At 36.0% G+C, this 14571-nt stretch carries 12 protein-coding genes; 3 read left to right on the top strand and 9 right to left on the bottom strand.

Annotated elements, in window-relative coordinates; all coding sequences use genetic code 11:
- Positions 1-2: 2 nt before the first annotated feature.
- The 4 genes from HX004_RS04370 to HX004_RS04385 are packed head-to-tail and all read right to left on the bottom strand — an operon-like array spanning position 3 to position 5113.
- Positions 3-2384 carry an ABC transporter permease gene (locus HX004_RS04370; RefSeq protein ID WP_286441100.1) on the bottom strand — a complete coding sequence of 794 codons (2382 nt, stop codon included), beginning with the start codon at positions 2382-2384 and terminating at the stop codon, positions 3-5.
- A gap of 9 nt (positions 2385-2393) precedes the next feature.
- Positions 2394-3149, bottom strand: coding sequence for a GIN domain-containing protein (locus HX004_RS04375; RefSeq protein ID WP_286441102.1), 756 nt, complete (start codon positions 3147-3149; stop codon positions 2394-2396).
- A 12-nt stretch (positions 3150-3161) separates the two neighbouring features.
- Positions 3162-3866, bottom strand: a complete 705-nt coding sequence (locus HX004_RS04380) for an ABC transporter ATP-binding protein (RefSeq protein WP_286441104.1) — start codon at positions 3864-3866, stop codon at positions 3162-3164.
- A 2-nt stretch (positions 3867-3868) separates the two neighbouring features.
- Positions 3869-5113 carry an efflux RND transporter periplasmic adaptor subunit gene (locus tag HX004_RS04385; RefSeq protein ID WP_286441106.1) on the bottom strand — a complete coding sequence of 415 codons (1245 nt, stop codon included), beginning with the start codon at positions 5111-5113 and terminating at the stop codon, positions 3869-3871.
- 154 nt (positions 5114-5267) lie between these two features.
- Between HX004_RS04385 and HX004_RS04390 the strand changes: the two genes are divergently transcribed.
- Positions 5268-6611 carry a sigma-54-dependent transcriptional regulator gene (locus tag HX004_RS04390; RefSeq protein WP_286441108.1) on the top strand — a complete coding sequence of 448 codons (1344 nt, stop codon included), beginning with the start codon at positions 5268-5270 and terminating at the stop codon, positions 6609-6611.
- Positions 6612-6623: 12 nt separating this feature from the next.
- Positions 6624-7949: a sensor histidine kinase gene (locus HX004_RS04395; protein WP_286441111.1), complete on the top strand. Its 1326-nt coding sequence runs from the start codon at positions 6624-6626 to the stop codon at positions 7947-7949.
- A gap of 1 nt (position 7950) precedes the next feature.
- On the opposite strand, the gene HX004_RS04400 is transcribed toward HX004_RS04395, so the two are convergent.
- From HX004_RS04400 to HX004_RS04420, 5 genes are all read right to left on the bottom strand, one after another.
- A complete protein-coding gene (locus tag HX004_RS04400) occupies positions 7951-8280 on the bottom strand; it encodes an MGMT family protein (protein WP_286441113.1) in 330 nt (109 codons plus the stop codon).
- On the bottom strand, positions 8280-8903 hold the full coding sequence (locus tag HX004_RS04405; protein ID WP_286441116.1) for an amino acid permease: 624 nt from the start codon (positions 8901-8903) through the stop codon (positions 8280-8282). The genes HX004_RS04400 and HX004_RS04405 overlap by 1 nt, the downstream gene beginning before the upstream one ends.
- Before the next feature lie 3 nt (positions 8904-8906).
- Positions 8907-9578 (bottom strand): tRNA (guanosine(46)-N7)-methyltransferase TrmB, encoded by a 672-nt coding sequence (trmB, locus tag HX004_RS04410; RefSeq protein ID WP_286441117.1) that lies wholly within the window; start codon positions 9576-9578, stop codon positions 8907-8909.
- 75 nt (positions 9579-9653) lie between these two features.
- On the bottom strand, positions 9654-10721 hold the full coding sequence (locus tag HX004_RS04415; protein ID WP_286441118.1) for a sensor histidine kinase: 1068 nt from the start codon (positions 10719-10721) through the stop codon (positions 9654-9656).
- 4 nt (positions 10722-10725) lie between these two features.
- Positions 10726-11415: a response regulator transcription factor gene (locus HX004_RS04420; RefSeq protein ID WP_286441119.1), complete on the bottom strand. Its 690-nt coding sequence runs from the start codon at positions 11413-11415 to the stop codon at positions 10726-10728.
- A gap of 185 nt (positions 11416-11600) precedes the next feature.
- Between HX004_RS04420 and HX004_RS04425 the strand changes: the two genes are divergently transcribed.
- Entirely contained in the window at positions 11601-14348 is a 2748-nt protein-coding gene (locus HX004_RS04425; protein WP_286441120.1) for a TonB-dependent receptor, read from the top strand.
- The last annotated feature ends 223 nt before the right edge of the window (positions 14349-14571 follow it).

Consider the following 14571-nt stretch of genomic DNA (forward strand, 5'->3'; position numbering starts at 1 on the left):
ACTTATTCGTATTTCATATACTTAATAAAGTCAACTTTTGTAACTACTCGAACTTTTCTCCAGATAATAAAGCACACAAGTCCAATCAAGAAGAGAAATGAAAAAACAAAGGGAAAAACTTCGATTTCATGTTTGTACTTAAATCGATGCAACCAGGTATTCATCACCCAATACACGGGATATACAGCCATCAAGCAAGCGAGGATGACAGAGGAAAAGAAAGGTCTACCAATCAAAAAGAAGAGTTCATATGTACGAGCCCCTAGCATTTTTCGAATGATAATTTCCTTTTGCTTTTGTTCTACATGAAGTGACAAACTAGCGTAGAGCCCAAACAAAGCCATAAAAACTACCGCAATACTCCAAATGACAAACATATGCTTTTGCGATTCAATATGCTGATAATTGGCTTTGAACTGATTGGAAATCGTTTGATAATGGAACGGGTATTCATAATCTATATTGACAATCCAAAACGCGTGTAAACGCTCTAATGTTTCTTGTGTATTCGCCGTTTCATCAAGTTCTATAGAAAGGTAATTCAAACCATAAGGCAAAAATTCAATATCCTTCCATTGAAATAACAACAAGGGTTGTACAGTTTCTTCAAAGCCATTGCTAAAATAATTTTTGATTACCCCTTCAATCAAATACGTACTTCGATCATAGGAAATTACATTACCTAAAGCTTCATCTGCAGTGACCCCCATTTGAGCAACAAATTGTTCATTAATCCAAACCTTTGGTAAACTATCCACTGCTATTGGACGGTAAGCAACCTTCTCAAACCCCACCATATCGATATATTCTTCATCAATCCCTTCCATTACAAAATCTGGAATTTTGCGCATCCCATAATACGCCGTATATTTGGTTTTAATGGATTTATCTTCATAAGCAATCGTGGACAAGGCTACATTTTTAATTCCTTCTATTTTTTGAATCTCTTGTATTACTTTGTCATTGCGATATAACTTACGGCGAATTTGCTGGGTAAATAACTTAACCTGAACCACGTGATCTCCTTCAAAACCGCGGTCTTTCTCTTCCATGAAGTGCACTTGTTTCGCGATAATCCATCCACCTACAACAAAGAAAAAGGCAATGGTCATCTGCACAAATAAACTGCCTTTTCGCAAGTGCAATCCTTTGCTTCGCTTTCTATACACTTTCCCTTTATACAACTGACGAACAAGTCGAGTAGCATAAAGAGAAAGAATACCGCCAGCCAACAGCACAACCAAACATATGACGAAAACAATGCCACTCCAGAGTACTTGATGCTTAATGGCAATCGTTTTGTGCAAGAATTGATTGTAAATGGGCATGCTAAATTCAATGAGCATGAGGGCAATTCCCAACGCCATAAGAACGTTTAACAGCGTTTCAAAGCCGATTTGCAACAGCAATTGTCCTTTGGTGCTTCCAAGCATACTGCGCACTTGAAACTCCTTCAAGCGTGACAATATTCCCGCTTGATTTAGGTTAATATAATTGAGAACAGCTAATAAAAAGATTAAAATAGAACAACCAACTAATAAATAAAGCGTTTCTAATTTAGTACTACCTTCTAATAACGCAGTTTGTTTAGAAATAAAACGCCCTTCCTTTAAAGGGGATAAAAAAACATTGTATTGCTCCACGCGTTCTTGTGTGTCAAAAACCTGATCTTGGTTGTTTTCAACCAAGACAACCAAATTTGATTCAATGGTTTGAATTGGCGCTGTTTTTTTGACTTTAACTAAGAGTCCTCCTCCATTTTCTTGCCATAAAGCAGGCTCAACCTCCTCATTCCACTCCATATTCATCAAGACAACATCAGGCATAATTGTTGCTTTTTGATTGAGTTTATACACTCCTCCTACTTGATAAGGGCTATGTGCTAAAGACAAGGTTTGCCCAATAGGATCCTGATGTGGAAAAAACTGTTGCGCTATTTTTTCAGAAATGGCAATATGCATAGGGTTCTCAACCACATCTGTTACATTTCCACGTACAAATTCAAAATTAAAAAAATCGAAAAATGTTGATTGAGTATTCAATATCTTTCCAACAACCGCTTGATGATATTTACTTTCTGCATAAAAATCAATATAATCTAAAGCATAGTAGCAGTAGTTTTCGATTTGCTGTTGTTGCAATAATTGAGGCCCTACTGCAGCTGGAACGACAATCGCATTGGCTTCTTTTCCTACAGTAACATTGACTTCATGTGATTGGTCTACATCTGCCATCCATTTATTGTAACTCCATTCATCTTGTATGAAGAAAAGAGCCAACAGTAAACAAGCCATACCAATGGCCAAACCTAAAATTGTCCAACAAAAGAACAAAAAGGATGTTTGGATATTTTTTCTAAATGTATTGAACCAACTGTACAACATAACAAAGGATTAATTCGACTTTACTGACCCCATAGAATCCGTATATTTTTTTAATTCTTTTGGGGTATTGTAATACACCACTTTTCCCATCGAATCGGCATAAGCATTTAAACTTTCAATGGGATAAACCTCAGCTTTCCCCATAGAATCCGCTTCTACTTTCACATATTTTGCCTTCAGACTTTTTCCATCAAATTTAGCTGCGCTATCCACATTAATAGTCAAATTCTCTGTATCTCCTGTCACGGTTACCTGAGCAGCACTATCTAAATTAACCTTGATATTCTTTGCTGTAATATCTCCTTCATATTTAGAGGCCGAGTCTAAACTAATCGTTACACTACTCGCGGTAAAATCTCCTTTTAACGAAGCTGCCGCATCCGCTTTAATCGTTACTTGATTTCCTTGAACGCGACCATTGACCTGCACTCGAGCTGTTGTACTTACGTTGTACTCTACAATTTTAGGTTGAGCAATAAATACTTTTACCTTATTTTTATACGTAAAAATATTTTTACTTTTTTTCGTACTCATATCAATATACAGTACGTTGCCCACCTGTTTTATTCCTATTTTTTCAATATCTTCTTGTGCCCCTTCTACGCGAACCGAATTAGACTCAGAAGTTGCATCAACTGAGACCTCTATGGGCATAGACGCCACTAACTTGCCCACATTCCCTGCAATGGTATGTGTTTGCTTCGCTTGTCCCTGCATCAGTAAACTGAACAGCATCAAAACTAAACTCAAGAAAAAACGTATCATAATTTTATGGTATTATACGGTAAAAACATCTACAATCTTGGTATTGATTTTTTCAGATAAAATCATTCCATCCTTCATCAAAATGGTGCGCTCTGAATACGAGGCATCGTGATGAGAGTGCGTAACCATAATAATGGTTGCTCCTTGTTGATGTAACTCAGTCAACAATTCCATTACCTCGGCTCCATTCTTACTATCCAAGTTTCCTGTCGGCTCATCAGCCAGAATAATCTTTGGATTGTTAATCAATGCGCGTCCAACCGCCACACGTTGTTGTTGTCCACCCGAAAGTTGTTGCGGATAGTGTTTCAAACGGTGTACGATATTCAAGCGCTCTGCAATTTCCATCACGCGTTTTTTTCGCTCACTACTGGGAACTTTATTGTAAATCAGCGGCAATTCAATATTGTCATATACCGACAATTCATCAATTAAATTAAAATTTTGGAAAATGAATCCAATATTGGCTTTGCGAATTAATGCACGCTGATTTTCCGTTAATCCCACCATCTCTTTATCCAATAAGTGATAACTTCCTGAAGTAGCATCATCTAATAACCCTATAATATTCAACAAGGTCGACTTACCACATCCTGATGGCCCCATCACAGAGATAAATTCCCCCTTTTTTACTTCTAATGACACTTCATTTAAAGCGGTTGTCTCTACTTCCTCTGTTTGAAAAATACGAGACAATTGTTTAATTGCTATAACCATAGTTAATCTTTTAACTGTAAATAATTCACTCTTAAATAATCTTTATAACTAGATATAATCACTTGTTCCCCTGCTGATAGACCAGAAATAACCTCATAATATGATGGATTTTCACGTCCTACCTCTATTTGGCGTCTTTCCGCTTTTCCCTCCTTCACTACATAAACCCATTCCCCTTTTGTATCCGTAAAAAAACTTCCCTTTGCCAAAAGCAAACGCTGTTCTTTTCCTGATAAAAATAATTTTATTCCCACACTATTTCCTTCTTGTAACTTTAATTCCTCTACCCCACCAACAAAATGCAATTGTACCTCAAATCGGCCGTTGATAATTTCAGGCAAAACTTTACTTACTTCTACCTGAACAAGCTTCCCTTTGATATCCACTTGTCCTTTTTGTCCAACCACAATGCGATCCAAATAAAACTCATCGACATTAGCGACCAACTTATATCCTTCCAATACATCAATTTTACCAATACTCTCTCCTGCACTATACGTCTTTCCCAACATAGGCTCAAACGAAGACAATCGACCTGAAATGGGCGCCTTGAGCAAAAAATTTTGTTTGTTCTCTTTCAACTTTTCTAAACTGCGTTGAATCACTGCTAAGGATTGATTGATCTGACGTACCTGTACTTGATTAGACTGCTTCTCTTTTTCTACACTTTGTTCCATCAAGGCCTTTCTTTTTTTTTGATAGGAGAAACTTTCAACCGTCTGATTCCATTCATTCAAAGATAAAATCTCTTGATCAAATAATTTCTTATTTAAAGTATATTGTAGCTCAGCATTTTTGTATTCGTATTCAATGCTAATTAAATCTTTCATCAGTCCTATTTCCTGATTGCGTATATTCATCAAATTGACATTCAAATTATTCATTTGTTCAATGAGCGAAGATTCTTGCGACATATACGTCAACTCCGAACTGGGATTGTGTAACAAAACCAAAGGATCTCCCTTTTGAATCACAGCTCCATTTTCTACAAATATTTCACTTACAGCTCCTCCCTCCGCAATATTGATTAACAGCGACTGTAAAGGTTCTACCTTCCCCTGAAAAGAAATATACTCCTCGAAAAGCCCTTCTTTCACTTCCGTCATTCGAATTTCTTTTTTAGAAACATTCAGTGAAATATCCTGAAAAAAGGTATAATAAGAAGCCAGTCCTAAAAGGATCACACCACCAACAATTAGTAATATCTTGTGTTTTTTTTTATTTTTACGAGGTAATACTCTGTCCATAGCACTTTCTTTTACAAGTATATCAACAAAAACGTGCCATAAAACAAATTAAAAACAAAGTACTAATAATCAACAGAATACAAATAAACGTATTATAAAAGTGTCCGATAATGAACATAAAAATGTTCGATATTAAACAATACCACGTACAACCATGAGAAAAACAAATGCCACCATTCTGGTTTTAGACGACAATACAGAAGTTTTAATCGCTGCTAAACTACTTTTAAAGCGTCATTTCGAGATGGTATTGACGAATAATAACCCCAAAAAGATCTTTGAAATTCTACAAGATTCGCCTGTGGATGTTATTATATTAGACATGAATTACCGTGTGGGTTTTGAGGATGGAAAAGAGGGGATTTTTTGGTTCAAGGAGATACGCGCAAACTATCCTCAAGCTCAGATTATTCTCATGACGTCTTATGGCCATGTAGAAACTGCGGTGGAAGGGATAAAACTAGGAGCGATTGATTATATCTTAAAACCGTGGGACAATGAGCATTTAATTGATCTAGTAAAAAAAGCAGTGCAACAAAGACGCAAAAAAGAACAAGAAATTCCTACTGTTGTACAGTCTAACTATTTTGAAGGCAACTCTCCTGCCATTCAAAAAACATATCGCATGGCACAACGCGTCGCGCAAACTGAAGTAAATACCCTAATACTCGGTGAAAATGGAACAGGAAAATACGTTTTAGCCGAATACATTCACAACAATTCCACACGCAAAGATCAACCTTTTGTACATGTAGATTTAGGGTCACTCAACGAAAATCTCTTTGAAAGTGAGTTATTTGGATACGCTAAAGGTGCATTTACCGATGCAAAACAAGACACAGCAGGTCGTTTTGAAGCCGCTCATGGAGGAACCATTTTCTTGGATGAGATTGGCAATGTTCCCTTGCATTTGCAAGCCAAGCTTTTACAAGTAATCCAGGCCAAATCTGTCATCCGCTTAGGAGAATCTCAACCGCGTCCTGTAGATGTACGCATTATTACAGCAACCAATGTAGATATTGAACAAGAAGTAGCGCAAAAAGTATTTCGAGAAGATTTGTACTATCGAATTAATACCGTCGTGCTTCAATTGCCAGCTTTAAGAGAACGCAAAGAAGATATTCCTGCTTTGCTCGATTTTTTTATGCAGCAATACGCCAACAAATACCAAATTACAATTCCTCTACTGCATTCGAGTACCTTAGATGCTTTGTGTCATTATGAATGGAAGGGAAACATTAGGGAAATGCAAAACCGCGTGGAACGCGCCTTAATTTTAACGGAAGCGGATGAACTAAATCTAATGGATTTCGGTATTTCAGCCTCAAGTATCAAAGAAACACAAACCGATGACCTCACCTTACAAGACATCGAGCGAACCACTATTATTCGAACCTTAGAAAAGTGTCAGGGTAATATCAGTCAAGCCGCAGATGAGTTAGGATTATCACGTGCAGCCCTATACCGAAGACTCGAAAAATATAACATTAAGAACTAAAACAGCTGTACTATGTCATTTCACTTGAGAGTTTTCATGCGCATCTTAGCCATTATTGGTCTATCGCTGCTAGCCGTATGGCTTTTTCAGCAGCAGTATCACTATACTTTTTTTATTGTGATACTTAGTATTGGAGCTTGTCTTATTGAACTCTATACCTTTCAGCGCAAATATTACAGCCTCATTGACCGTTTGGTTTTGGCTATGATTTACAATGACTTTTCACTGAAATCAAATAAAAAACAAGCCAATGAAACCTTTCATCACCTACAGCAATTGTATCAAAAACTACAACAAGAACAAGAACAACACGAAGTAAAGGAATTAGTCTATCTCAACATTCTAAACAACTTAGAAACAGGTATCGTCATCTTTGAACGAAAAGAAAACGATTGGAACATCTTTTTAATTAACGACTACTTTTCCAAGCTGTTTGATATCCCCAAGGTAAAATCTTGGCAAAATCTATCGCGTTTACTGCCCAATTTGACACAATACATCGAGCAATTAGAATTCAAAGAATCTAAAACTTCCTTGGATATGCGCCTAGAAGGAGAGGAAAAACAAACCTTTATGTTGCAGACCTCTACAACCATAAGTCAAAATCAAGAATTCTATATTGTCTTATTGGATTCGATTCAAAAAGTATTAGATAAAAAAGAAAAAGATACTTGGGAAAATCTGATGAAAGTAATTTCACATGAGATTATGAATTCCTTGACTCCTATTCACTCTCTAGCGCATAATACCTTAGAAATTCTGGAGGAGGAAACGACCTTGTCTGCGGATGACATGGATGATTTAAAGCTCAGTATACAAACCATTGCCAATAGAACAGATCACTTGCGTCATTTTATTGACAATTACCGCAAACTCACCATGTTGCCAAGTCCTATTAAAACATGGGTAAACAGTGCAGAAATTGTAGTCCATAGCTTAGCCATCCTCAAGCCCATATGTCAGCAACACCATATCACTGTTAACACGAACATTGAGACACAGGTTTCTCAGTATTGGGATGCCAAACAAATGGAACAAGTATTTATCAATTTATTGACCAATGCTATTTATGCGGTGCGAAATCAAGAAAAAAAAGAAATTGCCCTTCATGTATATGAGCGCAACAATCGATTGTGGATTGACATTGTGGATAATGGAAGTGGTATTCCCGAGGAAATCAAACCCAAAATTTTTATTCCGTTTTACACCACACGAGAAGATGGAGCTGGAATTGGGCTGCCTCTATCCAAGAATATTGTAGAAATGCACAATGGTTATTTAACCTTCAATAGAAAAGAAGCTTTGACCTATTTTAGCATTAATTTCCCTTTACTATAGATTAGAATTCAACAGGAGGAATCCACAAGAGGGATTTAAAATCTTGTACCTGATTATTTTCTACAACTACTCCTTCACTTTCTAAGAGTTGTTGCATCAAATTGGTACCGTCAAAATGATGTTTACCACTGAGCATTCCCAGGCGATTCACTACGCGATGTGCGGGTACAGAATCGTCAAAATGAGAGGCATTCATTGCATAACCTACCATACGCGCAGAACGAGGTGCTCCAATTGCTTTTGCAATGGCACCATAGGTCGTTACTTTCCCATAGGGAATCTCGCGAACCACATCGTAAACCCGTTCAAAAAAGTTAGCCGAATCCTTCACTAACGCAGTAATTTATAAAGCGTAATTAAACAAATAATTCCCGTTATTGAACCAATAACATAGTTGATATTTCTCAATAGAAAAGCATCTTCATTGGCTACTTTCTTGAAAATAGAAATATAAGCATAGAACATTAATCCCGAACCGATGACTACGCCAACAGAGAAAATAACCGTGTAAATCCATTCAAAAATAGGATAAGCGTAAGAAGCCAATGTTACACTTAAAAACACGTAGTATGGAATGGAGAATACGTTAATCAGTGCTAATAAAGCGCCATAGACATAAGGATTCTTTAAGCGTTTAACCTCCGTATTTTCCTCTTTCCTCTTTTGCTTGGCAAATCCCAAAAAATAAATGGTCAAGGATCCAAAAATAACCAATCCTATTTCGTGTAAAATTTCAGTTATAAAAGGGCTTGAATCGATGAGTTTCGCAAAGAAAATAGCGACATAGGTTTGGATAAAAATAACGGATAAAGCTCCTGCTATATATAAAATAGACGCTTTTTTTCCTCTTTCTTGTGCCACTTTAACAGCAGTCATATTCAATAACCCTGGAAGAGAAACGCCTATCACTGCTGCTAAAAAGCCTAAGAATAATAATATAAAGTAATGGTCCATTCTTTATTTAATTCTGAATTGAATATAAGTAATGGCCTTATTTTGTTCTAAATATTGTGATTCATAAAACGTTTGGATTTCAGTTACTACTGAAGGTGCCCCTTCGTTCTTATATACGTGGTGGTTGGCATAAAGTACTTCATGTCCTTCTCCATGTAATAAACCTAACGTATACCCATGCATAAATTCACTATCCGTTTTTAGGTTTACTATTCCATCATCCGTTAAGATGCGTTTGTAACGTTGTAAAAACTCCGTATTCGTTAATCTATGTTTAGTTCGTTTATATTTAATTTGTGGATCAGGGAAGGTAATCCAAATTTCACTTACCTCTCCTTTTTCAAAAGCAAATTCAATCAACTCAATCTGTGTACGCAAAAAGGCTACATTCGTCAACCCTTCTTCTACAGCAGTTTTAGCTCCTCTCCAGAAACGAGCTCCTTTGATATCAATACCAATGAAGTTTGTATTGGGAAAACGACGCGCTAACTCTACTGTATATTCTCCTTTTCCACAGCCTAATTCTAAAACAATAGGATTATTGTTTTTAAATACTTCCGATGCCCATTTGCCTTTCTGAGGCAAATTAACAATCACTTCTTCTCTTGATGGTTGGAAAACATTACCAAAAGTTTCGTTTTCTCTAAATCGCTTTAACTTGTTTTTACTTCCCACAGGGTTACTCGTTTAAATTTGACGCAAAATTAAATAAATATAACGAAAGTAAAACCTTTTTATAGGGAACGCAAATTAAGTTACATTTTGCGTTTTCTCTTTTACCGCTTTTTCCAAAGTAAAAGAAAATTCCGACCCATAACCATAACTACTCTCTACATAGATGTGTTCATCATGAGCTTCAACAATGTGTTTTACAATAGACAAGCCCAATCCAGACCCTCCAACACTTCGCGCTCCACTCTTGTCAATGCGATAAAAACGCTCAAATAAACGCGGAATATGCTCTTTGCGAATACCTAATCCATTATCGGTTACACGTACGATTAATTTATTCTTGACCAAGTTTTCGATACTTACTTCTGTTGTTCCTTTCTCCTTGCCGTATTTAATCGAATTCTCTATTAAATTCGTAATCACCTGACCAATGCGTTCTTTATCTCCTTTAACGTAAATCGGCTTTTTATACCCCATATCAAAAAGAAGGGAAATATTTTTCTTCTTTGCCTTATACTCTAAGAAATCAAAAGCATTTTGAATCATTTCAATCAGATCAAATTCAACGATATTCAAGTGTAAATCTCCCGATTCTAATTTGGCAATCATATCCAAATCCTTTACAATATAAATTAATCGATCTACTCCTTGTTCAGCGCGTTCTAAATAGCGATCGCGAACTTCTAAATCATCAATAGCGCCATCACTCAAGGTTTCCAAATAACTTTGAATCATGAACAAAGGCGTTTTTAATTCATGAGAAATATTTCCAAGAAACTCTCGTCTATATTCTTCTCGAACTTGTAGGGATTCAATTTCAATCTTTTTATTGGTAGCAAATTTTTCAATTTCCTCTGTGAGGGTTTTCATATCCGTAGTTACTGCACTAGCACGAAGATCCGTGTGTTCTAAAAGCGAAACTTTATCGTAGATCTTTTTGATTCGACGGTAGATAAAGTGTTCTACTCTATACTGAATCACGAAAAAAGAGGCAAAATAAACCAAAACAGTATGGATAGCTAAAAGTGGCCAAGGCCCGTGTTTTACTAAAAAAACGAAAGGTAAAGTAATAACAAGTGAACATATTGTTATTAACAACGCTGACTTAACAGCAAATTTATAGGATCTTTTAAACCGTATCGACATTAAATTACATATCTAATTTATATCCAACCCCTTTAATCGTCTTGAAACAATCGTCTCCTACTTTTTCTCTCAACTTGCGGATGTGTACGTCAATGGTTCTTCCTCCTACCACAACTTCATTTCCCCAAACGCGATCCAAGATTTCTTCTCTTGTAAACACTTTTCCTGGTTTTGAAGCCAATAAATACAACAACTCAAATTCTTTCCTAGGCAAAGACAATTCCACTCCATCAATTAAGATTTTATATTCATCACGATTGATTTCAATATTGCCAATTTGAATGATATCGCCATTTTCCGTCTCTTCTACATTTTTTAATCGACGTAATAACGCTTTAATCTTACTCATTAATACCTTAGGCTTCACCGGTTTGGTGATATAATCATCAGCCCCTGCATCAAATCCAGCCACTTGAGAGTAATCTTCTCCTCTTGCAGTTAAAAACGCAATAATTACATTTTGTAAACTGTCAATTCTTCGAATGTTCTCACAAGCTTCCATTCCATCCATCTCGGGCATCATAACATCCAAGATAATCAGATGAGGAAGCTCCTTTTTTGCCTTTTCGATAGCCTCTTTCCCATTCCTTGCTGTACTTACTTGATAGCCTTCTTTTTCTAAATTATAACTGATGATTTCAATGATATCTTGCTCATCATCAACTAATAAGACTTTAATGTCTGAATTTTTCATTCTTTATCTGTGTGTGTTATAAATCAGTTCAAAGATAAAGATAATACATTATGTGAAGTAAAGTTTACAATTATTTAATCTAGTAACGATTTAATAACGTTTATCGTAAAATGTGTTAAACTAGCGGTAACACACAAGAAATATTTACGCTTGTTCTTTGCACTAGCTTAAATAAAATAATAAATATGAAATCAAAGTTATTATTCGCCCTATTATTTATTAGCCAAATAGTTGGGGCATCTAATGGAACGATTAAAGGAATTTTACAAGATTCAGCAACAAAAGAACCACTGGCCTTTGCTTCTGTAAGTGTGAAAGGAACAACACAAGGAGTGAATACAGATTTAGACGGTTTCTTTACCCTTGAAGTACCTGAAGGAAAACAAATCTTAACCTTCAATTATGTTGGGTACACTGCTGCTGATAAAGCGATTGAAATAAAAGCAAACGAAACCATTGAAATTACTATCGACTTAATCTCAGAGAGTGTACAACTGGAAGGTGTTGTCGTACAGGCTACCCGATCAAAGTCTAGAGAAGCGACCTTATTAATAGAACAACAACGCTCTGTTGAAATGAAACAGCACATTGGTTCGCAAGAACTTTCAAGAAAAGGAGTAAGCGATGTGGCAAGTGCCGTAGCTAAAACAACGGGAGTAGCGAAACAAGAAGGAACAGGAACGATTTTCGTAAGAGGATTAGGAGATCGCTACAACAGTACTTCATTAAACGGATTGCCTTTAGCCTCTAATGATCCTGAAAAGAAAAACATTGATTTAAATATTTTCTCTACTGATATCGTTGAATATATTGCCATTGACAAAACTTATTTCGCTAGAAATTATGGAGACTTTGCAGGGGGAAATATCGACATCACGTCAAAAAACCACTCAGGAGAAGGTTTTATAGAAGTTGGAGTAAGTGCAAATATGAATACCAATGCAGTAAAACAAGATCATTTTAAAACGTTATCTGATCGCAGTTTCTTTGGTTTTTCAGATACGAAGATACCAGGAAATGCCTTAAAAGGATATAACTTCAAGAATTCTACACAGACCGATACACGCAGTCCTTGGGGAGCTGGATTGAATATCAATACAGGAAAATCTTTCTTCTTTGGTCAATCTGCTTTGCATTTATTTGCAACAGCCTCTTTTGGAAACAACTTCAAACAAAAAGAAGGAATTACACGCACTGCTCAAGCACAAAACTCATTTACGAAAGATTTAAATCTAGAGGCTTTCGAGTACAGCACCAATACAACGGGAATGTTAAATGCTAAATTTGACATTAACGATTCGAACTCAATCAAATACAACTTCTTATTTGTCAACGATTCCAAAGAAAAAAATGAAGACTACCGTGGATATGTAAGAGATATTACTTTAGACAATTCAGATCATACCTATATCAATAGACAAACATATCGCCAAGATCAATTAATGGTGAACCAATTATTGGGTAATCACAAACTAACCGATCAATTGGATTTAAACTGGGGGGCAGCGTTCAACAATATCTCCGCTCAAACACCAGACAGACAGCAATACACTCTAAATAAATTACAAAACAGCGATAGCTACCAATTCTCGATCAATTCAAGATCAGACAACAACCGTTATTACGAAGATCTAAAAGAAAACGAATTAGCAGCGAATATTGCTGCTGATTATAAATTCGGAAAAAATGAAGAGAATCTATACGACGGTAAATTAACGGTTGGTTATAACTTCAGAAAAAAAGACAGAAACTTTAAAGCGACACAATTTGTTTTCCAAATCAACAGAGAACACAACAATAACATCAATCCAAGTGCTTTAGATCAATTCTTCAATCAATCGAATTTTGCCAATGGATATTTTGATATCTATACCTTTAGAGGAGGAGCAGGAACACCCAATGCTTTATTACCTCAAACCTATGATGGAGAATTATTTATCCACGCTGGTTTTGTAAATGTAGAATACCGTTTAACAGATAAATTATCAGGATCATTAGGGGCTCGTTTTGAAACCATCTCACAAGATGTTACGTGGCAAACCCAATTAGACGCTGATAAAACCAGTAATAAGTTTACCAAAAATGCTTTCTTACCAAGCTTATCTTTAAAATATGAAGTAAACGACAACAACAACTTGCGTTTTGCTTTATCTAAAACCTATACCTTACCGCAATTCAAAGAAAGAGCGCGTTTCATCTACGAAGATGTAACCGAAATCAAAGTGGGTAACCCTGATTTATATGCATCAGACGATTACAACGCGGATTTAAAATGGGAGTATTTCCCTAAAACAGATGAAGTAATTTCTGCTACTGTGTTTGGAAAATACATCAAAAATCCAATTAACGAAATCGTTTCTGCCTCTTCATCAAATGATATTACGTATGCTAATACTGGAGACTACGGATATGCTGCAGGATTGGAAATCGAAGTTCGCAAAAACTTATTTAGCTTTGACGATGCTTTGACCAATAAAATTACTGGAGGATTAAACGCTTCTTTTATGAAGACATACCAAAAGCTAGATAACGAAAAAGTAAATAAAGAGAATAAATATTTAAGCACTTCATTCACCCATGACAATGCGAGTTTTACTGGAGCTTCTGATTTGTTGCTTAATGCAGATATTTCTTATATCAAAGAATGGGCAAATGATCAAAAATTAATGGCAACCCTTTCTTATGCACACTTCTCTGATAAACTATATTCCTTAGGAACTGAGCAAAGCGGAAACTTAGTAGATAAAGCATTCGGATTTTTAGATTTCACCTTTAAATACGATTTCACGAAGAACTTTGGAATGAGTTTTAATGCTAAAAACTTATTGGATCCAGCCATTGAAAGAAAACAAGAAAACCTAACACAAGATGTATTGGTACAATCCTACAAACTTGGCCAAAACTTTAGCTTAGGATTTAAATATACGTTCTAAAAAAGATAAATCCCTGTTTACAAAAAAGCCTGTGGTTGCCACAGGCTTTTTTTATGGAGAGAAGAGAGAGGAAAGAAGAAAGGAGTCAATTCTCGATTAATAGCAAATTACCATTTGCCACTACGGGATTTCTCCTCTCTCCTCTCTCCTTTTTGTGAAATTGTCATCCAGCTAGTTGGCAAATTACCATTTGCCACTACGGGATTTCTCCTCTCTCCTCTTT

Origin of the sequence: Myroides sp. 1354, assembly GCF_030324495.1 — a bacterium.
Classification (GTDB): Bacteria; Bacteroidota; Bacteroidia; order Flavobacteriales; family Flavobacteriaceae; genus Flavobacterium.